The organism is Sphingobacterium sp. HMA12, assembly GCF_002933815.1.
In the GTDB taxonomy this organism is placed as follows: Bacteria; Bacteroidota; Bacteroidia; order Sphingobacteriales; family Sphingobacteriaceae; genus Sphingobacterium.
Genome location: NZ_BEYR01000001.1, coordinates 3154613 through 3177601, shown reverse-complemented (window position 1 = coordinate 3177601; position 22989 = coordinate 3154613). Strand labels below are relative to the sequence as shown.

Genomic DNA, 22989 nt, shown 5'->3' with positions numbered 1-22989 from the left:
CCGGCCTTTAAAATCCTTTGCATCTTTGCTATATCATTATAGACAAAGAAAAAGAAATCATGGAAAGACAAACAAAAATCAAGGTGGCAGCCACAATCAATGCACCGGTAGACAAAGTCTGGCAGCAATGGAACGCACCAGCAGATATTATGCAATGGAATGCTGCAGATCCAAGTTGGCATTGTCCGAGCAGTCAAAACGACTTGCGTGTGAATGGGACTTTTAAAAATCGGATGGAAGCAAAGGATGGCAGTTTTGGGTTTGATTTTGAAGGAACTTATGATAAGGTTGAGTTGCATCAGGAAATCGCCTATACCATGCCTGACGGCCGGACAGTAAGCACACTGTTTTCCGAAAAAGATGGCAAGACAATTATGAGTACCACTTTTGATGCGGAGCAGATGAATGATCCTGAATTTCAGAAGCAAGGCTGGCAGTCAATCCTTAATAATTTTGTAAAACATGTTGAATCAACGAATTAATCACCTTAAAATATCAGATCATGAAAAAGAATAAAATTATCTTCTGGATAGCGACAATATTTATTGTTATCTGGGAAGGCGCTATGCCACTGGGCACATTACTATTTGCACCGCAATATATGAATGCGGGAACCAAACCTTTAGGTTACCCGGATTATTTTGCCTATGCCCTTATTATCTGTAAAGTGCTCGGAGTCATCGCCATTGCCATCCCACAGTTTCCGGCTAAATTAAAGGAATGGGCTTATGCAGGATTGACATTCAGTTTGGTGTTTGCCTTTATCAGTCATACTTGCGTGGATAAAAATATAACCTATATGCTATTGCCTCTTATTGTATTGGGTATCCTGATGTTATCTTATGTCTATCGGTCAAAGATAGCTGGTACAGGTCGTGCCGCACAGCAGCATACCTATACAGGCGCGTCGGCGATATCCTAATATTTTGGCCTATCAGAGTGTTCCCGTCGGAAGGATAGGTTATTGAAAATTATTAGAAAGAACAAAAAGATCGTATTATCTATTTACATTATAAACAATCAAACGAGATGAAAACAAATAGTGTTTCTTTACATCGGGTTATTCAGGCGAGTCCTGAAAAAGTCTTCCGTGCATTCGCGGATCCGGTAGCGCATGCTACATGGTTACCTCCTTACGGTTTTGTCTGTACTGTACAACAGATGGATTTTAAAGTAGGCGGTCAATTTAAGATGACATTTATCAATTTTGGTACGGGCAATGGTCATTCTTTTGGTGGAGAATATTTGGAAATTATACCCAATGAATTTATCAAATATGTTGACCGCTTTGATGATCCTAATTTACCCGGAGAAATGACAACGACAGTCTCGCTGCGTGCAGTTAGCTGCGGTACAGAACTTAAAATAGAGCAAACAGGAATTCCTGAAGTTATTCCAGCTGAAATGTGTTACCTGGGATGGCAGGAATCTTTGGAAAAAATGAAAAAACTTGTAGAGCCCGTCATACCAGACGCATAGCTTAATCGAATTTGTTTAGGATATGGAACGGTTAAGAAGCGGGATTTTTATCACATTTTCGGGGAATTGTAGAAAGGCGCTTATGTTTTATCAGTCATGTTTTGGCGGAAGCCTCGATTTTGACAGACTGGATAAAAAAATAAATGGGTATTCAGAGCTACCTATTGTAAGCGCCTCTCTTATTTCCCCAAGCGTGATCATTTATGGTTCGGATCTGGTACACGATGATGGACGAAAAATTGGCAACTATCTTTCGATATTTTTGCCTTGTACGAATGTGGCTGACCGTGGCCGGCTTGCTATCAAACTTACAGCGGGACGACAAGCCATATTGGGGAATAACGAGACAGACCAACTGGTAGAAGTAACAGATATTTTCGACGTAAGGTGGATATTGGGGATTCAATAGCTTTTTTTAAATCTTATTTTTTGTTAAGTTGACGAAATCAGTCGTATTATAAAATCACGCATCATCCTATGCTTATAATTCACGGGACATATGACAAAATCTGGCATTTCGGACTTCCTTTTTCTGGTACCTCACAAGAGCGTAGATCTGTACCCATTACTATTATTCGCAGAAGTGTAATTTTGTGTATGCTTCAAGTAAAGTTGATAACAGTAATTTAGTGATAATAATGGAACTACAGATACGGAATAGCACACTTGGCGATATTGATTCGATTTTTAAGTTTTATAAGTTTGCGACAGATTTTCAAAAAGCAAAATCCATGATTTCTTGGCCTGAATTTGACCGGAAGCTTATTGAGCAGGAACTGAAAGAGCATAGGCAATGGAAAATGATTGTCGGCGGGGATATTGCCTGTGTCTGGGCGACGACATTCGATGATCCTGATATCTGGGAAGAAAGAAATAACGATTCGGCGGTTTATATTCATCGTATTGCCACAAATCCCGATTTTAGAGGTAAGAATCTCGTTCGATATATTGTGCATTGGGCGATTGAATATGCCATTGCAAATCATAAGAAGTTTGTTCGCCTGGATACGGTGGGGGAAAATAAAGGACTTATTGAACATTACACCAGATGTGGTTTCGAATTTCTGGGATTAAAGAAACTTCGCGATACATCTGGTCTGCCCGCACATTATGATAAGGCCACGGTAAGTCTATTTGAGTTAAAGCTCTGAGCGGCCGATCCAATCTGCCTATACGGTTTTCATACCTCGGTGAGCTGTATGGGTAATAACTGTTTTTAGTTGATATTGCATTGAAAAATAGGTAGATCTGCCTGTTTTCTTGTGAACTTTTGTTATATTGTTGTAACAAATTGTCGTTTTGCTATACTAACGAATTATTAACAGTTAAACTTATTTATGAATTTATCAATAGAAAGTCTCAGTAAAACCTATCCAAATGGTGTAAAAGCGCTAGACGAAGTAAACTTGGAAATAAAACCGGGTATGTTTGGTCTCCTCGGACCAAATGGAGCAGGAAAATCATCCCTGATGCGCACCATAGCCACTCTTCAGAAGCCCGATCATGGCCGTATTACTTTTGGTGATATTGATGTCCTTGGAAAGCAAATGGAGCTGCGAAAAGTTTTGGGTTATTTACCGCAGGAATTTGGTGTTTATCCGAACCTTTCAGCGATGGATTTATTACACTATTTTGCGAAGCTCAAGGGGATTAAGTCAAGTGCTGACCGACAAGCGATCATCAAGCGTGTTCTTGAAGTGACCAACCTTTGGGATGTCCGAAACAAGAGTGTGAGCGGCTATTCGGGGGGAATGAAACAACGCTTTGGCATTGCCCAGTTATTGCTGAACGATCCCAAGCTGATTATTGTTGACGAACCTACCGCAGGACTGGACCCGGCTGAAAGACATCGTTTTTTAAACGTATTGCGGGAGATCGGAACCAATCATACGGTTATTTTTTCGACACATATTGTGGATGATGTGCGCGAATTATGCCATGAACTTGCTATTCTCAATGGTGGTAAAATACTATTGCGCGGCACGCCAAAGGAAACAATAGAACAATTGGAAGGCAAGATCTGGGTACGAATCATTAGCCGCGATCAATTGGATGAGTATACACAGAAGTATAATGTAATTTCAACCAATTATAATCAGGATAATACGCTTAATATTCGGGTCTATAGTGATGTGCAGCCAGATGAATCCTTCGTAAGTGCGCAAGGGCAACTGGAAGATGTCTATTTTGTCGCACTAAAAACTGACCAACGCCATGTTTAGTCCGATTTTTAATTTTGAGTTTACACGTTGGTTTAAGAGTGCTGCCGTCTATATTTATATGGCTTTATTTTTTGTCCTGTCGTTGTTCATCATGTTGTCCTCACTCGGAATATTTGATGGCGTTACGGCGACGACTTCATCCAATACCATCAGAAATTCGCCTTGGGCTATTAATGAGATGATAAACGGGATGTCTTCCATTATCTATTTTTTAATTCCCTCTATTGTGGGCGCCTGTGTTTATCGGGATTTTCAATATAATGTCCATACCATTCTCTTTAGTTATCCGTTTACCAAAACGGACTATCTGCTGGGGAAGTTTTTTGGATCGATAGCTGTGGTACTCGTTATCGTACTGGCATCGACTTTAGGTATTGTTGTTGCGCAATTCGTTCCGGGAATTAATCCAGATTTGTTGGGTCCCGTACATGTTTTAGCCTACATCCAGACCTATCTTATTCAGGTTATCCCCAATCTGGTTATCCTTAGCGCCATTATTTTTGTAACGGTCACTTTTACCCGTAATGTATATGTAGGTTTTGTTGCGGTGCTGGTGCTTATTATTGTACAGGTACTTGTTCAAAATCTGACAACAAACGCTGATAATCGTTATCTCGGGGCATTGATAGATCCCTTTGGTGATAGCGCCATTTCCTACTACACGCAATATTGGTCTCCTGAAGAAAAGAACACAAACAATCTTCCTTTTCTGGGAGCAATTGTCTATAATCGTCTGATATGGCTTGCTGTAGCAGCATTGTTTATTGGTGGATTTTACTTGTTATTTTCTTTTTCACAGGATTCCATTTCAGTAAAAACGGGCAAGAAAGGAAAACGCTTGACAAAAAATAATTTTGACAGTGTTTTTCGTCTCAATCTACCAAAAGTGCGCTACGACTTTTCAATCGTCCACTACCTGAAAACGACTTGGACACTGGCGCGATATGACTATCGGTACATTGTAAAAAAACCAGTTTTTTTGATTCTAACCCTGGTTGGTGTACTGTTTATCATCTTGATGGCTAGTACAATCGGTGCAATTTTTGGTACCTCGACATATCCTGTTACCTGGAAAATGCTTTTGATACCGGGAACGACCTTTAAATTCTTTTTGTTGATCCTGACCTTTCTCTTCAGTGGTTTATTGGTTCATCGTGGTAGCATTACACGTATGGGCGGATTATTGGATGCGACACCCGTTCCGAACTGGGCGCTCATGGGCTCCAAAATAATCGCGATCATCTTAATGCAACTGACCTTGCTGGTGGTGGTGATGCTCACCTGTATGGCATTTCAGGTCTATCATCATTATTATCATTTCGAAATCGGGCAGTACATCATGCACCTGATGGTGTATGGTATGTTGGCAAATATTGTATGGCTCTTTGTGGCCATCTTTGTCCACACGCTCTTCAAAAATTATCTGGCTGGTTTTTTTATTCTGTTAACCTTATTTATCGGATTGCCATTTTTATCGATGGTGGGCGTGGAGCAGGCGATTTATCAATTTAACCAGGGACCCGGTCTCGACTATTCGGATATGGACGGTTTTGGCTATATCTTACCCTTTTTAACTTATCGTGTCTATTGGCTGCTATTTGCGGTGTTTTTTCTTACGATGGCGCTTTTGCTTTGGCGTAGAGGTGGATTTTCGGGGATGAAAGAACGTTGGGAAATATTAAAAACAAACTTAAGCCCAACCAGTATAACAGTCCTTATCCTGAGTTTAATTGGTTTTGTAGGGATCGGAGCGGGTATATATTATGAGAACCATATTAAAAACCCTTATTATACAAGCCTTGATCATGAAAAGCAGTCTGTGGAGTGGGAAAAGAAGTACAAAAAATATCAATTTCGACCTCAGCCCCGTGTTGTTGACATCAAGTTCAATATGGATATCTATCCTTCCATACGTAGCTTTAAAGCACAAGCTTCTTATGTGCTGAAGAATAAGACTACGGTTGCCATAGACTCCATTTTTGTCAATTATAATGACTATGACTATACCTTTTCTTTCGATGTGCCTCATAAGCTGATATCGGCCGATGATATTTATAATTTCAATATCTATAAGTTGACTAAGCCAATGGCTCCTGGGGATTCAATTGTCTTAAATTTTACTACGGTTAGTCCGGCAAACACTTGGGTGAACGAGAAGTCTCCCGTTAAAGGTAACGGAACTTTCATTAACAATATGCTGTTTCCAAATATCGGTTATTTGGATCGAGGTGAGTTGGTGGATAATGATATCCGAAAAAAATATGGACTACCTTACCGGGATCGTATGGCTCCGCCCACGGACTCCAACGCGCGAAAGAACAATTATATTTCAAATGATGCAGACTGGATTCGGTTTGAGGCAACAGTAAGTACCGATAAGGATCAATTGGCCATTGCTCCGGGATACCTGACTAAACAATGGGAGAAAAACGGAAGAAAATATTACCAGTATAAAATGGATTCAGCGATCCTGAATTTCTTTGCATTTAATTCCGCTCGATATGAGATAAAAAAGGGTCAATGGAATGGTGTTAATTTGGAAATCTATTACCACAAAGGGCATATGTACAATCTTGATCGAATGATGGCATCGAGCAAGGCGTCTTTAGCTTATTATACCAGCCAATATAGCCCTTATCAGCATCGACAACTTCGGATCGTTGAATTTCCTCGAACAGCGGGAACTTTTGCGCAGTCTTTTGCCAATACCATTCCTTTTTCGGAGGCGATAGGTTTTATTGCAGATGTGGATGAGAAAGAAGACGATGCGGTGGATTATCCTTATGCTGTGACCGCGCACGAAATAGCGCACCAGTGGTGGGCACATCAAGTTGTCGGTGCCAATACGCAGGGAGCTACATTGATGTCAGAAAGCATGTCTGAATATTCCTCTTTGAAAGTACTGGAAAAGAGGTATGGAAAGGGGCAGATGCGTAAGTTTCTCAAAGACGCACTGGATGGCTATCTAAAGGGAAGAAGTGCGGAGAAATTAGGGGAAAAGCCGCTAATGTACAATGAGAATCAAATGTATATCCATTATCAAAAAGGCTCATTGGTATTGTACGCGCTGAGTGACTACCTTGGAGAGGATGTATTCAACCATACAGCAAAAGCTTATTTGGAAAGTACGGCCTTCCAAAATCCACCCTATACAACATCTTTGGAATTTGTGGATTACTTTCGCAAAGCGACGCCAGACTCCCTGCGTTATCTGATTAAAGACATGTTTGAAACGATCACCCTGTACAATAATAAAGTGGAGAAGGTGAGTGCCAAAAAACTGAAAAATGGAAAATATCAAGTGGATATTCAATTTGAAGTGGCTAAGTATCGGGTGGACGCCAATGGGAAAAAGAGTTACAATGATCAAGGAAGCAAACCGTTATTATTTAAAAAATCAGATCGGGTGACATTGAAATCTTTGCCACTGAGTGACTATATTGAGGTTGGGGTTTTTTCGAAATCCGCAGATAAGAAAAATGGGAAACCACAGGAAATTTACCTGAAAAAACATCGTATTGATCAGATCAATAATACATTGACATTGCTTGTGGATCAAAAACCTACGCAGGTTGGTGTTGATCCGTACAACAAACTGATTGATATTGATTCAGATGACAATAGAAAAGATATCTAGCGTTGTTCCGGTTTGTTGTTCTCGTGGGCATTGTTCTAACGAATTGTAAAATGGCCATAACAGATGGTAAACCTGTGTGGATGGTAAGAGGTACATTTGGCGATTAATAGATGGAGAGTGGGAATTAAACAGAAAAAGTCGCTTTTCTTATTCAGAAAAGCGACTTTTCGTTTTGTGCTCCCACCTGGGCTCGAACCAGGGACCAAAAGATTATGAGTCTTCTACTCTAACCGACTGAGCTATAGGAGCAGGTCGTTTGTTTTGTCAATTTTAGCATTGGTTATGCCGTTTTGACGATGCAATTATCGATATTTGTATTGGTATTTCAAAATAATTCGATGGAAAAAATTAAAAATATTGTTCTTGATTATGGGAATGTAATCTTCATGATCGACTTTATGAAGTTGAAAGTTGCTTTTACTCAGTTAGGTATAGAAAATGTTGACGAAGTTTTTGGGCATCATGGTCAAAGTGCACTTTTTGATGATTTTGACAAGGGAAAAATTAATGCTGCGCAATTCCGGGATGGGATTCGTGCGATTACTAAAAATCCTGCCTTGACCGACGCACAAATTGATGGAGCATGGAACAGTTTATTGATTGGTGTTCCCGAGGGACATCATTCGTTATTATTGCAACTGAAAGAAAAGTATCGCACGTTTTTGTTGAGCAATAATAATGCTATTCATTATGCGTACTGTATGAATGATATTCATGAAAAATATGCTGTTGCCGATAATGAAGGATTTTTTGAAAAAACCTATTATTCACATTTGGTTGGCATGCGTAAACCAGATGCTGCTATTTTCGAATTGGTCATGACGGAGCAGGAGTTAAATCCCGCGGAGACGTTGTTTATTGATGATAGCCCGCAACATTTGGCTACGGCTAAGCAATTAGGTTGGCATACCGCATTGTGTACCAAGGAGAAACCTTTGAGAATGATCTTGGAGGAATTTGAATTAATATAAAATTTATTTTTCTTTTCTTATTCAATGTAAATATTGTACCTTTGTCCCACTTTAAATTTTAAAAGCGACGAAAGGAGGTATATACAACGCATGATTATCGTAAATGTAAAAGAAGGAGAATCTTTAGATAGAGCATTAAAACGTTTCAAGAAGAAATTCGAGAAAACTGGCGTTTTAAGAGAGTTGCGTTCACGTCAAGCTTATGAAAAGAGATCTGTAACTCGTCGCATTCAAGTGAAAAAAGCGATTTACAAACAATCTTTGAATCAAGATGTGGCTAACTAATTGATTCGCTGAGAATTTAAAAAATATAAAGGGAAAAGCATTGCTTTTCCCTTTTTTTTGTGCTTTTAAGTTTGTAATTTAAGGATAGTATAGCGCGGGAAATTATGTTGGAAAAGGAGTTTATTCGGTATTTACAGATTGAAAAAAGATATTCAGAACATACGGTTGTTGCCTATCGACACGAGTTGGAGATGTTTCAGTCTTTTTTGGATGCGGAGGGGCTCGTGTTATCGGATGTTGTTTATCGAGATTTACGGCATTACTTCGCGAAGATGATGGAATCTGGTAAGAATGCGAGTTCTGTCAATCGAAGCATGTCTTCGTTGCGGACCTATTTTAAATTTCTTCAACGTGAGGAATGCCTGGATAAAAATCCCATGACACTTATTAAGGCCTTAAAGACGGCAAAGAAGCTTCCCGTCGTTGTCGAGAAAGAAAAACTGGTTCTTCTGTTGGATCATCTGGAACAAGAGCAGAACGATTTTGAGTCATGCCGGAATTACATGGTCATGGAGTTACTTTTTGGTACGGGAATTCGTTTGGCCGAACTGTTGAAAATTAAGGAGCAGGATATAGATTTTTTTAATAAAAATATTCTTATATTAGGTAAAAGGAGCAAAGAACGGCTTGTTCCGATAAATGATCTTTTAGTAAAAGAATTGAAAAACTATTTGCAACAAAAGGCGTCGCAATTTGTTGATACTAATAACAGCTTACTGATTGTTACGAAAGAAGGTAAACCAGCGTATGCCAAGCTGATCTATGATATTGTGCATCGTTATTTAACACTGATTTCCACGCAGGGTAAGCGGAGTCCTCATATTTTGAGGCATACGTTCGCAACAGCCCTATTGGATAACGGGGCGGATTTAAATGCAATTAAAGAACTGCTGGGACATGCGGGGCTTGCTGCAACGCAGGTGTACACGCACAACTCAGCAGAACGATTGAAGTCTATTTATAAACAAGCTCATCCAAAAGCTTAAAAAAAGGAGGAAAAATGAACATTACTGTGCAATCCATTCGATTTAATGCAGATCAAAAGTTAATCGAATTCATTAAAAAGAAAACAGGAAAATTAGAGCAGTTTTTGGATTCAATTATCGGTGGTGAATGCTACCTGCGATTGGAAAATGTCGATGACGAGGCAAATAAGATTTCAGAGATTAAACTGAACATTCCAGGAAGCCAACTTTTCGCAAAAGGGCAGGCGAAGAGTTTTGAGGAGGCGACAGATATCGCCGTAGAATCCTTACGTAGACAGATTAATAAACATAAAACAAAGACGAAGAATACCGTTATTAGCAATCGCAAAGAAGTACTTTCCGTGGAGGAAGAAGAAGAGGAAGAATTAGATTAAAATATACTATATACTTTTAAGGAAGGAGGTCAATTTAAATTGACCTCCTTTTTTTATGGTGGCCATCGAGTTGTGCTGACTTTGTGGAACTGCTAGCTTCCTCGTCTTAAGTGCTTGGCAAGCCGTTTAGGGGATTCAGAACTTGTCAGCAATTTCAAATAGTAAGCTTATTTATATTTAATCAAAATAATCAGTTATTTACTTGGATTGATTATAAATAATATTTATTTTTGAGCAGTTTAAAAGAGAAGGTAATAGAAATGTCAGAATTGGTTTGTCCATTAGCGCACGTTGAAGAAGTGTTTTCTACCACAGCCGGTACGGTTTATCAATGTAGCCGTAAAAATTGCTTCTGGTTAGAGTACAATAACGAAACGACATCTTTTTCGGTATCAGACTTTTTGAAATTCAAGAAGCACATGGATACTATTGATGTGGAACGTATGATCAATGATACCACACGTTCATCTGATTTTGAGATTGTTATGCCTTTTCGTACAGAGAGATGCTTCATTCTTGCTGTAGAGGATGTGCTTCAGCTTCGCGAACTGTTGGATGGCGCTAAATTTATGATGGAATTAAATTCGGTTATCAGAACCTGTCTACAGGTATCGCCTTTTGCTGTCTTGGCATAGGCATATATTTTATAATAATATACAAAAAAGCGGTGTATCTAACAAGAGATACACCGCTTTTTGTTATATAGCGTGCTTATTTAAATTAAAATTAAATAAGTATCCTTTTCATGTACAGCTACACCTATTGAAAATCGGTATTTATTGGAGTAACATGACTATCATTATTTAAATTTATGGGCTATTGAAAGTATCAATGAACGGTATTTGTAATTGTATTGATTCTAAACAAGTTGCGGTTTGTCTGTCTAATTTAGACTGAATTTGTATTGCAGATTGTTTATACAGACTTTCCAAATCGGATGTATCTTTGTAATGTAATCGGGTGATAAGGTGTATCACTTGAGATTGTTTTAGAAATTAAACTTAAGGTAAATATGAAAGATTTATTGAAATTAAAATCTTCTTTGAAAGAAGAGATCGAAAATATACTAAATGCACAGATCAAAGTAGAAGCACATTCTTCAGCACTATATTTGGCAATGTCTTCATGGTGTGATGATCAGGGGTTGGAAAACGCTGCTGAGTTTTTTGCAAAGCAGTCTAACGAAGAGCGTGAGCACATGTTGAAACTTTTCAACTACATTAACAATCGTGGTGGACGTGCGATCTCGCCGGAAATTACTGGTATCCCACAAGATTTCGAATCATTCCGCGGAGTATTTGAGCAGACTTTGGAGCAGGAAATGTTTGTCACAGAGCAGTTTAATAATATTGCTGATAGATGTGCCAAAGCGAAGGATTATGTGACCTTCAACTTTGTACAATGGTTCCTTGAAGAGCAAGTAGAGGAAGAGTTTGTTGCACGACGTATCCTGGAATTATTTGATGTCATTGGTGAAGATGGTACAGGTCGTTGGGAAATTGACAAACATCTTGTGAAGGTTACCTTTGCAGGTGAGTAACAGATTATAAAAAATTAGTTGAAAGAACGAGTTGTTTTCCTAACAACTCGTTTTTTTTTATACAAAATCACAACTTTTTACGTTAATAGCTTAAGAATTCTTATATTGAATTGTATTATTGCAAAGTCTGTTTGATGAAACTAAGGGGCGGGGATATAATCCGGTTTATACTTTTGTTATCCATTATAAGCTTATTTTTTCTGCCTAAAAGCACTTTTGGTCAGGCGACAAAAAAAGAAGTTTATGGAATTGTTGTAGATACTGCCGGCAGTCCGCTGAAAGGTGTTAGCGTGCATTTGACGAGTTCCCGGGATACCTTGTTTTCATCAACCTCAGCTACCGGCTATTTTCACTTCGGACGTGTTCTGGGCAACGACATTCGCATAAGCTGTAGCCAGATAGGTTTGAGTATTCTCGAAAGAAGTTATCCGCTATACAATAGTAGCACAGCCAAATTAGATGTAGGAAAATTGACCATGTTTCCACATGTATCCTTGCTCAAAGAAATCGTTATCCAAAAATATAAACCTATTGTCTATAAGCAAGATACCGTGCAGTTTAATTTGGACGCTTTTCAGTTCGATCGGAGGGCACTTTTAGAGGAAGCGCTCAAAGCCCTGCCAAATGTGCAAGTATCCAGAGACGGGTCAGTCTATGCTTTTGGAAAAGCGATATCGTCGGTAAAAGTTGATGGTAAAAAATTCTTTGGTGGCGATGTACTTACGGCTACACGGAACCTTCCGGCAGATTTTGTCAAGAGTGTACAGGTCATTGATTTTTATGGTGATGAAGCAACGGCCAAAGGCATCAAAAGCACGGAGTCAGAGAAAGTACTGAATATTGTCCTTAAAGAAGATAAGAAAAAAATCACCTTTGGGCAGGCGACATTGGGCGGGGGAACCGCTGAGCGCTATCTGGGCAGTATTGGGGTGAATAGATTTGATAATGGAAAGGAATATTCTATCGTGTCTTCGATGAATAATACAAATACCAATCTCTTTTCATTCGGCTCTCCGAATGGAGGGGAGCGTGAACGGGAAATGGGCGAATTGGCGGATTTTGCTGATCCCACCGATGGTGTTAATAAGATAAGTTCTATTGGAGCAAGTTTTTCCAGTCCACTATCCAAAAAGGTGAACGCAAGTGGAAAATATTCTTTTACACAGCGTAATAATAATACGGTAGGAAATTCTTTTTTGCAGTCTATTTATGGGTCTGGAAAAGGAAGTAATACAGCAATCAGTAACTATGAGGATTACAAAATAAAGTCGGTTGACCGGACACACAAGATGGACTGGGACTTTGACATGAAGCTGTCGCCTAAAGATCAATTAAAGATTTCTCCAAAACTCTCCTGGACCAATTCTACAAGCCGAACATTAAAAGATAGACGGATAAGAAATAATATACTGAGCAGTACGGGTAACTATGAGGCAGCGAATAGTACCGAGAGCCCCGCAGCAGCCCTTGATCTGTTTTATGTGCGTAGTTTTGATAAACCGGGCCGAAAAATATTGTATACTTTTCATTCTGACTTTAACTCTTTAGATAAAGATGAGGTGTTGCGTGATGATAATACAGCCATAGATAGTAGCCTGACTCCTCCAAAGGTCACAAATACTTATCTAAATCAGATGATCCAATCCAATAATGAAAGTAAAAATATCCAAAGCCGTTTGTCTCTTGTGGAACCTGTGGATCTAGGCGGTGTTTTGGAGATCAATTACGATTTTGATTATACAAGAATTGATGCCAGTCGTTTGACTTTCGATAATACACTTCAAGAGAAACCTCTTTTGATAGATTCATTAAGTTTAAAATACGATTATTCTTTTGCTAATAATAAGGTTGGGATGGTTTACCGTCAGGATATAGGAAAAAATGTTAAGATAAATTTGGGCTTTGCAGTCCAGGCTTCAGAATTAACCGGGGCTTTAACGAATGAAAACATACGAACTTCCTATCCGAATGTCAATCTTGTTCCTTCGGCGGGGCTAAAATGGAAGTTTACGAAAGACGAGGATCTGGCTATAGATTATTATGGACGAAATAACCAGCCTAGTTTTTATCAGATACAACCTGTAGTAGATAATACCAATACTCAGAATATTGTTATTGGAAACAAGGATCTGAAATCTGAATTTGCACATAGCATAGTTTCAAAATACCGAAAATCCATGACGCGTAAGGGACAATATCTTGAAGCTAGTCTTGCTTATAACCTTGTCAATGATAAAATTGTGGCAAACCGTACGATCGAGCCTAATTCAACAGTACAAAAAACAACATACCTGAATACTGAAGGCTATTTTGATATCAAAAGTTACTATCTTTTTACAGCCTCTTTGTTTTCGGATAACTTACAGATGAGCCTTAACGGTAATGCTGATTATTACAACAATATATCGTATGTCAATGATAAGAAAAGCTTTGGTGGACATTTTTTATTCACACAGGCGATTCAATTTCGCTATGCCTGGAACGATATTTTTGAGGCCGAGCTCAATGGTAATTATTCGCTGAATCGGGCGACTTTTGATTGGCCTGTTCGCGATAATATTACGGCGCATTCGGGGATTGTGGGCTTGGGTTCAAAGGCCTATATGGGCAAACATTTTACCATGGGACTGGAGTTGTCTCAAAAGTTTAACGCAGGGTATTCAAGTTCATGGAGCAATATCAATCCAACGATCATTAATGCCTATCTGGAATATACTTTTGGACGCAATAATCTGGGTATGCTGCGGTTTCAGGGATTTGATTTGATGAATCAGAATACGGGAATCTCCCGTGCGGTTGTCGGAAACGATATATTGGATGTTCAAAACAATCGCTTGGCCCGTTATTTTATGCTCTCGCTCAATATACGGCTACAAAAATATCCGAAGAAATCCTAAAAATGCGTAGCTGAAGACGTCGGTATTCCGGGATAGGTAATATGAAGGTTAAACAACGGATGGGCCCATCGAATAGTTGGAAGAAAAAATAGTGGTCTCTAGACGAGCACGAATAAAAACATAATAAATAAATAAATATTCACAGATGAAAGCAGTGGTTATAACCCAATCGGGCGGTCCGGAGGTATTGCATGTTGAGGAGCTTGAACAACCCCCAATGGGTGACTTGGATGTGCTGATAGCAGTCAAGGCGGCTGGGGTGAACAGGCCGGACGTTTTTCAGCGTAAGGGAAACTATCCCGCTCCTGCAGGTGTCGATCCCCGAATTCCGGGACTCGAGGTGGCGGGAGTTATTGTCGCAAAGGGGCCTCTGGTCGATCGTTGGAATATCGGTGATCCGGTATGTGCATTGGTCGCTGGTGGCGGGTATGCAAATTATGTTTCCGTATATGAAGGCCATTGTCTTCCTATTCCGCCTAATCTGACTTTTGAAGCGGCTGCAGCACTTCCAGAAACAGTTTTCACGGTGTGGGATAATGTTTTTCGTCGGGGAAAACTGCAGGCTGGTGAACACTTTTTAGTTCATGGCGGAGCCGGCGGGATCGGGAGTACCGCTATTCAGTTGGGCGTCCTATTTGGGGCAGAAGTCTATACGACCGTTAGTTCGGAAGAAAAAGGCCTTTTTTGCCAATCTCTTGGTGCATCAAAAGTCATTAATTATAAAAGGGAAGACTTCCAGCAGGTATTGGCCGATCTCAGGGTTGATGTGATCTTGGATAGTATAGGCGGTGCTTATTTCGAAAAAAATATAGATCTTCTAAACCCTGATGGGCATCTGGTCTATATCAATGCCATGCAAGGTGCAAAAGTGGAATTGAACTTGCTTAAATTGATGCAAAAGCGGATTACATTGACAGGAAGCACCCTTAGAGCAAGGGATCGTCAATTTAAAGAAGTATTGCGTAATGAGATCTTGGCTAAGGTGTGGCCTAAGATTGTTACCGGAGATTTTAAACCGGTCCTGTTTCGTGTTCTTCCATTTGAGGAGGCCCCAGAGGCGCATCGTTTAATGGAAGATTCCACCTTGCTGGGCAAGGTCGTCTTAACTTTTTGATTTTTGATAGTTTAGGGGTGTTGTGCCCGTGATATTCTTGAAATATTTGTGGAAACTTGAAAAGTTTTGAAATCCGGATTCGAAGCAGATTTGTTTGATTGTCTGCTTGTTTTCCATTAGGAGATTACATGCGGTCTTTACACGCATTTCAATTAGAAACTGAAAAAGTGTTTTCCCCAGCTGTGATTTAAAATAACGACAAAATGAATTGGGAGTCATACCTGTCAAAGAGGCTAGCTCCTGTAGACGGATTTGATCCCGATAATTTTCACCGATGTAATGCATGGCAATACGCATACGGTCCGCATCCTGGCTCTGTGACTGAATCGTAAAGCTTGTACTGGTTAATAGGTCATGTTGTTCTTCTGCCGCGATGCTCATAAGAAGCTGGAGCAGGTGAATAAGGCGCGTGGTGCCAACACCATTTAATATGGCATCGATATGCGCTATCGTTTCTGTCCGGCATGATTTGGAAAGTGCAATACCCCGTTTCGAAATCCGCATCAAGTCTTTGATGTTTTTGTTTTCCGGCAAGTTGGTGAATTCATTGCCCCAGAAGTTTTCCTTAAAATGCAGAACCTGTATATCTGCGGCCCGTGGACGATCTTCCCGTAGGTAGATCTCATCAAACAACCAATAATGGGGAAGATTGGAACCTACCAAAGTGATATCTCCAGATTCAAAACGTCTCACACTATCGCCAATAAATTGTGTGCCAGATCCTTCAGCAAAATAAATCAGTTCGAGCTCTTCGTGATAGTGCCAAATATTATGGTATTGTGGCGTATCGTCTCTTCTCGCATTGAATGAATGGGTAAGGTCGTTGTCTAAATGCAGTAATTGTGCTTTCATGACTATGAAATATATGCATTAAAGTTACTTATTTCTGTTTAGATATGGTAATATAGCTTAATAAATTGATAATATACTTGAATATTGTCTAGGTTTTTTAGGCTTATTTTACATAAAATAACTACTTATAACCATTTGAATATATGACTAACAAAAAGAGTTACACATTTGCCTTGATTTTGGTGACCTCCTTGTTCTTCTTTTGGGGATTTATCCATAACCTTGATCCGATCTTGATTCCACATTTGCGGAATGCCTTTAGCTTATCGCATTTCCAGGCGTCTTTGGTTGATTCAGCGGTATTTATCGCCTATTTTGTGATGGCGATCCCTGCGGGAATTATTATGAAACGCTATGGCTATAAGGCGGGCATTCTGATCGGACTGTTGTTCTTTGCACTGGGTTGCTTTTTATTTGTTCCGGCAGCGAATACGATCAGTTATGTTTTCTTTTTGGGGGCGCTGTTTGTTGTTGCCTGTGGCTTGACGATCTTAGAGACAGCTGCCAATCCCTATGTGGCAATACTGGGCGACCCTTCCACATCCGCTCAACGGCTAAATTTTGCGCAGTCATTCAATGGTCTTGCAGCGTTCTTAGCACCTATATTCGGCGGGAAATTTATTTTGTCGCACGAACCGAAATCACAGGAAGAACTTGCACAAATGGCTGAACAGGCAAAATTAGCTTACATTCAGTCGGAGACAGCCTCTGTAAAACTGCCTTACCTGGTTTTGGGGGTATTGATCTTATTGATCGCGGCTTTGTTTTTCTTTACTAAATTACCGGATATCAAAGATGATGAGGAAGAGGGAAAAGCTGGCTTTTTTCACGCCTTGAAACACAAAAATGTAAGATGGGCTGTTATTGCTCAGTTTTTTTATGTTGGTGCACAGGTCTGTATTTTAAGCTTTTTGGTACTATATGCAACCGAAGTTGCCGGAATATCAGGTAAGGACGGGGCAGACTACGCTGGTTTTGCCGGATTAGCATTTATGTTGGGCCGATTTATCGGTACTTTCTTTATGCGTTTTATGTCCGCATCCAAGTTGTTGATCATCTACTCGTTTGTTACGATCGCATTATCGCTATTCGTTATTTTTGGGACAAGTGTAGCCACATTATATGCCTTGATCGGAATCGCATTTTTCATGTCCATTATGTTTCCGACTATTTTTGCCTTTGGAGTACAAGGCATTGGCGCAGATACTAAATCTGCATCCAGTTTAATCGTTATGTCTATTGTTGGCGGGGCCTTATTACCACCGCTTTTGGGTTTGATATCGGATACAACAGGCCATTTTCAATACGGCTATTTTGTGCCTTTAGTCTGTTTTATTGTGGTATTGGCCTTTGCCTTTCAGAATAAGAACGTGAGTATCGCCGAAACAGAAAATCTTAAATCACATTAATAAAGAACAATGAAACCATCATAATTTATTCAAAACGAGCAAAGCGAGCTCATAAATGCCGCTTAAAACATGCTCTCGATGAATAAATCTGATCGCTTCATCACAAAAAACAAATTTATACAGATGAAAAAATATGTCATGGCATTGGATCTTGTGAATGATCCACAATTGATCAAAGAATACGAGGATTATCACCGTGCGGTGTGGCCAGAGATCAAGCAATCGATTTTGGATGCCGGCGTAACGCAAATGGAAATCTACCGTTTTGAGAATAGACTGTTTATGAACATGGAAGTTGGGGCGGATTTTTCATTTGACAAAAAAGCAGCGATGGATGCGGCCAATGAAAAGGTACAGGAGTGGGAGCAACTGATGTGGAAATATCAGGCTGCCATCCCGGGAGCCAAACCAGGTGAGAAATGGGTAATGATGAATAAAATATTTGAATTAGTTTAAATTATGGCCATACAACGCTATTTACAGATCCATCCGATGGATAATGTCCTGGTTGCTTTACAGGACTTGGCCGAAGGAACGACAATTGTTTTCGAAGGCAGCGAGTTCACATTGAAACAAGCCGTCGCGGCCAAACATAAGTTTACCATTCAGCCGATGAAGCGAGATGCCGAAATATTGATGTACGGTGTTTTGGTTGGTAAGCTGAATGATGATTTAAGTGCCGGTGAATTGATTACAACAGAAAATCTACGTCATGCATCCGAAGATTTTAGAATGGGGGACCGCAAAACAGCTTGGACCAAACCGGATATCACTGCATTTAAAGACAAAACATTCAACGGGTTTCACCGCTCGAATGGTACGGTGGGAACCGCAAATTATTGGTTGGTCATTCCATTGGTATTCTGCGAAAACCGGAATGTCCTAACACTTAAAGCGGCTTTCGAAGAAAAATTGGGCTATAAAGTGAAAGCCAATAATTATATCGCCGAAGTAGAAGACTTAATAGATTTGTACAAGTCCGGAGCAGATGTGAACCAGATTCTCGGGCAGGACTTATTGGCCAATCCGGCTTCAAATGAACAAGAGCGTTTGTTTAAAAATGTCGATGGTATCAAGTTTCTGAATCATGAAATGGGCTGTGGTGGTACGCGCATGGATTCCGATGCCTTATGTGGTTTGCTGGCCGGTTACATAACCCACCCAAACGTTGCGGGAGCGACAGTATTGAGCTTAGGGTGTCAACATGCGCAAGCTTCTATTCTAAAGGCTGAAATCGAGAAAAGAAATCCGGGATTCGACCGGCCTTTATATATCTTTGAACAGCAAAAAGAGGGTACGGAGAAAGAATTGATGCAAAAGGCGATCAAAGCGACTTTTGCCGGTATGATGCAGGCGGATAAAAATGAGCGCAAGCCAGCCACGTTGGACAAGCTATGTATAGGCTTGGAATGTGGTGGCTCAGATGGGTTCTCGGGCATTTCTGCCAATCCGGCGCTGGGTTTTGTTTCCGATATTCTGGTGACTTTAGGCGGTTCAGTCATTTTAGCTGAATTTCCTGAACTGTGTGGTGTGGAACAGGAGCTTAGTGACCGTTGTGTGGATGAAGCTACTGCGGAGAAATTTATGAGCTTAATGCGGACCTATAACGCTAAGGCGGAAGCAGATGGTTCGGGCTTCTATATGAATCCATCTCCGGGCAATATCCGTGATGGCCTAATTACGGATGCGATTAAATCTGCAGGAGCTGCGAAGAAAGGCGGTACTTCACCGGTAGCGGCCGTGATAGATTATCCCGAACTTGCCAATGGTGCAGGGCTAAACCTACTGTGTACACCGGGTAATGACGTAGAGAGTACCACTGCAGAGGTTGCTGCAGGAGCTAATATTGTCCTATTTACGACAGGTCTGGGCACGCCGACAGGAAATCCGATTACACCTGTGGTAAAACTATCGACCAATACCAAAACTTTTGAAAAAATGCCTGATATCATAGATCTCAATTGTGGTACCATTATCGAAGGTACAGAGAGCATTGAACAGGCTGCGCATCGCATCCTTGATTATGTGATTGAAGTTGCTTCAGGTGAAATTAAACCTAAAGCAGTCTTGTTGGGACAGGATGATTTTATTCCTTGGCGAAGGGGCGTTTCTTTGTAAATAAACAAATTATCAAGCATAATGAAATATCCATGTCAAAAAAGCATACACAGCATACAAAATGGTCTGGATATTCCATATGGCCTTTAAATCATAAATAATTCCATATGAAACTAAAACATGTCATCTGCAGCCTGGCCTTGCTCATAGGATCCATTTCCTATGGTTATAGTCAGCAACATTACCAACCAAGTCCTGAAAACTTAAAAAATAGGGAATGGTTTGAACAATCTCGATTTGGAGTCTTTATCCATTGGGGGGTATATAGCGTGTTGGGGGATGGCGAATGGGTCATGAATAATCAGAACATCAGCCTGGATGAGTATGCATTGCTGCCTAAATTTTTTAATCCCATTTCTTTTGACGCAAAAGCATGGGCAAAATTATTTAAACAGGCCGGTGCGAAATATATCACTTTTACAACAAGGCATCACGATGGTTTTGCGATGTGGAATAGTCAAACATCCGATTACAACATCGTGAAAAAGTCACCGTTTAAACGTGATATTGTAAAAGAGCTGGTAGCAGCCTGCCGTGCCGAAGGGATAAAAGTCATGTTTTACTATTCACTACTGGATTGGCATCGGAATGATTATTTGCCAGCTGGTAAAACAGGAGGTGGCATTTCAGGCCGTGACTCCACAAAAGGCGATTGGAATCATTATGTGCAGTTTATGAAGAGTCAGTTGACCGAGCTTCTTACGGAATATGGGCAAATTGATGGAATTTGGTTTGATGGTCATTGGGACAAACCCAAAGAAGATTGGCATTTTAAAGAGATTTATGAATTGATCCATAAGTTGCAGCCACAATGTCTGGTGGGTAACAATCACCATCTGGCTCCTTTTGAAGGCGAGGACTTTCAGATGTTTGAACGTGATTTGCCGGGGGAGAACACCACTGGATTTGGAACAAGTGCACATGATGTCGGCAAATTGCCCAAAGAGGTATGTGGTACGATTGCTGGATCTTGGGGTTTTGAATTGAAAGATAGGACCCGTAAATCGTTCAGAGAGGTTTTGACTTATCTGGTTAAAGCTGCCGGACATGGTTCAAATCTGTTACTGAATGTGGGACCGATGCCGAATGGCGAGATCCAGGACTATCAACAAGATCGCTTAAAAGATCTTGGAAGATGGTTGGCTGTCTATGGCGAGACCATTTACGGAACGGAAGCAGGAGGAATAGCGCCTACGGATGATTATGCATTGACGCGAAAAGGAAATCAGGTATTCCTGCATGTCCTTAAACCTGAGAAAAAAGAATTAGTTATTGCCAAGCTTCCTTATCAGGTTAAGAAAGTGAAGACATTTATCGGAAATAAGGATATTAAATTTAGTAATAAAGATCATAGTTTACAATTGGATTTGCCCGCATCAAACGATGAGGCGGATCTAGTTTTAACACTAACAATTAAATAACAATGGGAAAATTAGAACAAAAAGTAGCTGTTATTACAGGCGGTGGTAGTGGAATTGGCCGCGCTATCAGTGTGCAATTTGCTAAGGAAGGAGCGAAAGTCCATATTTTGGATTTAAATGAGGAGGGTGGGCATGCTGTAGTGGAAGAAATTTTGGCTCTAGGAGGACAGGCTGTGTTCAATCGTTGTAACGTAACCGATCAACAAGAAATTGGCACGATAGCGCAAAATATCGGGAAAATTGATATTTTAGTAAATAATGCTGGCATTGCCCACGTTGGCAATTTAGAAAACTGTAAATCCGAAGACTTTGAACGCATTTTTAATGTGAATGTGAAGGGCGCATACAATGCATTATATGCAATTGTACCAATCATGAAGGCACAGCGGGCAGGGGCTATCCTTAATCTGGCTTCAATTGCGGCATGGGTTGGGATTACAGATCGTTTTGCCTATTCCATGAGTAAAGGTGCGATCTATGCGATGTCCATGTCTGTCGCACGCGATTATATGGCTTTTGGCATCCGGTGCAACAGTATCTCGCCAGCCCGTGTGCATACCCCTTTTGTGGATGGATTTATTGCGAAGAACTATCCCGGTCAAGAAGAGGAAATGTTTGAAAAGTTGTCCGCAAGCCAACCAATCGGCCGTATGGCACAGCCGGAGGAAATTGCTAAATTGGCACTTTTTCTTTGTAGTGATGATGCGGGTTTTATTACCGGCAATGATTATCCTATTGATGGTGGTTTTATTAAATTGAATAATTAAATATTAGATACTAGACAAATCTCAAATCTATAAAACTATGAAATTAATACGTTTTGGAGCCTTCGGAAAAGAGAAAATCGGAGTTCAGATTGACGGTGTAAATTACGATGTAAGTGCATTTGGTGGTGATTACAACGAGCAATTCTTTGCAGAAGACGGCTTGGCTCGTTTGGAAGAATTCGTCAAGGCAAACGCAGGTAAGCTTATTGAAATACCTCAAGAAGAACGTATCGGAGCACCTTTTGCCCGTCCTTCCAAAATTGTCTGCATCGGATTGAACTATATGGATCATGCAAAGGAAACCAATGCTCCAATCCCTGCTGAGCCTATTATTTTTATGAAATCCACGACTTCTTTAATCGGGCCATACGACAACGTGATGATTCCTAAAGATTCTGTAAAGACAGACTGGGAAGTGGAGTTCTGTATTGTGATCGGTAAAAAAGCTTCTTATGTGGAAGAGCATGAAGCACTGGATTATGTAGCGGGTTATGTCCTGCACAATGATGTCTCTGAGCGCGAGTATCAATTGGAACGTGGTGGCACCTGGGATAAAGGAAAAGGTTGTGATACCTTCGCACCGATGGGCCCATTTATGGCCACCAAAGAAGAGATCAAGGATATCAATAATGTGCGCATCTGGTTGAAAGTAAACGGGAAGACCTATCAAGATGGAAATACCAAAGATTTAATTTTTTCGATCGCACATGTTGTATCCTACGTTTCCAAATTTATGACACTATTGCCGGGTGACGTGATTTCAACGGGAACTCCAGCTGGTGTTGGACTCGGCTTCAATCCACCAATTTATTTAAAAGCAGGTGATGTGATCGAATTAGGAGCAGATGGTCTTGGCGAATCGCGTCAGACTGTGGTTGCTTATTCCAAAAATTAATTTAGCTAACATTTTAGGTTTT

22 protein-coding genes and 1 tRNA gene are annotated in these 22989 nt (G+C 40.3%); 21 read left to right on the top strand and 2 right to left on the bottom strand.

Features of this window, described 5'->3' with window-relative positions:
• Positions 1–59: 59 nt before the first annotated feature.
• The 7 genes from HMAT_RS13605 to HMAT_RS13575 all read left to right on the top strand — a co-directional run bounded on the left by HMAT_RS13605 (position 60) and on the right by HMAT_RS13575 (position 7338).
• Complete coding sequence (locus HMAT_RS13605; RefSeq protein ID WP_104383207.1) at positions 60–482, top strand: SRPBCC family protein; 423 nt, start codon at positions 60–62, stop codon at positions 480–482.
• A 20-nt stretch (positions 483–502) separates the two neighbouring features.
• Positions 503–922 (top strand): DoxX family protein, encoded by a 420-nt coding sequence (locus HMAT_RS13600; protein WP_104383206.1) that lies wholly within the window; start codon positions 503–505, stop codon positions 920–922.
• Positions 923–1029: 107 nt separating this feature from the next.
• Positions 1030–1479: an SRPBCC family protein gene (locus HMAT_RS13595; protein WP_104383205.1), complete on the top strand. Its 450-nt coding sequence runs from the start codon at positions 1030–1032 to the stop codon at positions 1477–1479.
• Between the two features lie 22 nt (positions 1480–1501).
• Complete coding sequence (locus HMAT_RS13590; protein ID WP_104383204.1) at positions 1502–1888, top strand: glyoxalase; 387 nt, start codon at positions 1502–1504, stop codon at positions 1886–1888.
• Between the two features lie 229 nt (positions 1889–2117).
• On the top strand, positions 2118–2630 hold the full coding sequence (locus HMAT_RS13585; protein ID WP_104383203.1) for a GNAT family N-acetyltransferase: 513 nt from the start codon (positions 2118–2120) through the stop codon (positions 2628–2630).
• A gap of 186 nt (positions 2631–2816) precedes the next feature.
• Positions 2817–3701 carry an ABC transporter ATP-binding protein gene (locus HMAT_RS13580; RefSeq protein ID WP_104383202.1) on the top strand — a complete coding sequence of 295 codons (885 nt, stop codon included), beginning with the start codon at positions 2817–2819 and terminating at the stop codon, positions 3699–3701.
• A complete protein-coding gene (locus tag HMAT_RS13575; RefSeq protein ID WP_104383201.1) occupies positions 3694–7338 on the top strand; it encodes a M1 family aminopeptidase in 3645 nt (1214 codons plus the stop codon). The genes HMAT_RS13580 and HMAT_RS13575 overlap by 8 nt, the downstream gene beginning before the upstream one ends.
• 175 nt (positions 7339–7513) lie before the next feature.
• On the opposite strand, the gene HMAT_RS13570 is transcribed toward HMAT_RS13575, so the two are convergent.
• Positions 7514–7587: transfer RNA gene (locus HMAT_RS13570), tRNA-Ile, on the bottom strand.
• Between the two features lie 89 nt (positions 7588–7676).
• Here HMAT_RS13570 and HMAT_RS13565 point away from each other — a divergent pair.
• The 8 genes from HMAT_RS13565 to HMAT_RS13530 all read left to right on the top strand — a co-directional run bounded on the left by HMAT_RS13565 (position 7677) and on the right by HMAT_RS13530 (position 15505).
• Complete coding sequence (locus tag HMAT_RS13565) at positions 7677–8309, top strand: HAD family phosphatase (protein WP_199768622.1); 633 nt, start codon at positions 7677–7679, stop codon at positions 8307–8309.
• 90 nt (positions 8310–8399) lie between these two features.
• Entirely contained in the window at positions 8400–8594 is a 195-nt protein-coding gene (gene rpsU, locus HMAT_RS13560; RefSeq protein ID WP_046672133.1) for a 30S ribosomal protein S21, read from the top strand.
• A 104-nt stretch (positions 8595–8698) separates the two neighbouring features.
• Complete coding sequence (locus tag HMAT_RS13555) at positions 8699–9580, top strand: tyrosine-type recombinase/integrase (protein WP_104383199.1); 882 nt, start codon at positions 8699–8701, stop codon at positions 9578–9580.
• 14 nt (positions 9581–9594) lie between these two features.
• Positions 9595–9954 (top strand): ribosome hibernation-promoting factor, HPF/YfiA family, encoded by a 360-nt coding sequence (gene hpf, locus HMAT_RS13550; RefSeq protein ID WP_104383198.1) that lies wholly within the window; start codon positions 9595–9597, stop codon positions 9952–9954.
• A 260-nt stretch (positions 9955–10214) separates the two neighbouring features.
• A complete protein-coding gene (locus HMAT_RS13545; protein ID WP_104383197.1) occupies positions 10215–10589 on the top strand; it encodes a DUF6686 family protein in 375 nt (124 codons plus the stop codon).
• A gap of 377 nt (positions 10590–10966) precedes the next feature.
• Entirely contained in the window at positions 10967–11494 is a 528-nt protein-coding gene (locus HMAT_RS13540) for a ferritin (RefSeq protein WP_104383196.1), read from the top strand.
• 134 nt (positions 11495–11628) lie between these two features.
• On the top strand, positions 11629–14391 hold the full coding sequence (locus tag HMAT_RS13535; RefSeq protein ID WP_104383195.1) for a TonB-dependent receptor: 2763 nt from the start codon (positions 11629–11631) through the stop codon (positions 14389–14391).
• A gap of 145 nt (positions 14392–14536) precedes the next feature.
• Positions 14537–15505 (top strand): NAD(P)H-quinone oxidoreductase, encoded by a 969-nt coding sequence (locus tag HMAT_RS13530; RefSeq protein WP_104383194.1) that lies wholly within the window; start codon positions 14537–14539, stop codon positions 15503–15505.
• Here HMAT_RS13530 and HMAT_RS13525 read toward each other — a convergent pair.
• A complete protein-coding gene (locus HMAT_RS13525) occupies positions 15494–16357 on the bottom strand; it encodes an AraC family transcriptional regulator (protein WP_104383193.1) in 864 nt (287 codons plus the stop codon). The genes HMAT_RS13530 and HMAT_RS13525 overlap by 12 nt on opposite strands.
• Before the next feature lie 143 nt (positions 16358–16500).
• Between HMAT_RS13525 and fucP the strand changes: the two genes are divergently transcribed.
• The 6 genes from fucP to HMAT_RS13495 all read left to right on the top strand — a co-directional run bounded on the left by fucP (position 16501) and on the right by HMAT_RS13495 (position 22967).
• A complete protein-coding gene (fucP, locus tag HMAT_RS13520; protein ID WP_104383192.1) occupies positions 16501–17766 on the top strand; it encodes an L-fucose:H+ symporter permease in 1266 nt (421 codons plus the stop codon).
• A 123-nt stretch (positions 17767–17889) separates the two neighbouring features.
• On the top strand, positions 17890–18222 hold the full coding sequence (locus tag HMAT_RS13515) for an L-rhamnose mutarotase (protein WP_104383436.1): 333 nt from the start codon (positions 17890–17892) through the stop codon (positions 18220–18222).
• A 3-nt stretch (positions 18223–18225) separates the two neighbouring features.
• On the top strand, positions 18226–19884 hold the full coding sequence (locus HMAT_RS13510) for a UxaA family hydrolase (RefSeq protein WP_104383191.1): 1659 nt from the start codon (positions 18226–18228) through the stop codon (positions 19882–19884).
• A 107-nt stretch (positions 19885–19991) separates the two neighbouring features.
• A complete protein-coding gene (locus HMAT_RS13505) occupies positions 19992–21305 on the top strand; it encodes an alpha-L-fucosidase (RefSeq protein WP_104383190.1) in 1314 nt (437 codons plus the stop codon).
• Positions 21306–21307: 2 nt separating this feature from the next.
• Positions 21308–22072, top strand: a complete 765-nt coding sequence (locus tag HMAT_RS13500) for an SDR family NAD(P)-dependent oxidoreductase (protein WP_104383189.1) — start codon at positions 21308–21310, stop codon at positions 22070–22072.
• Positions 22073–22109: 37 nt separating this feature from the next.
• Entirely contained in the window at positions 22110–22967 is an 858-nt protein-coding gene (locus HMAT_RS13495) for a fumarylacetoacetate hydrolase family protein (RefSeq protein WP_104383188.1), read from the top strand.
• Positions 22968–22989: the final 22 nt, after the last annotated feature.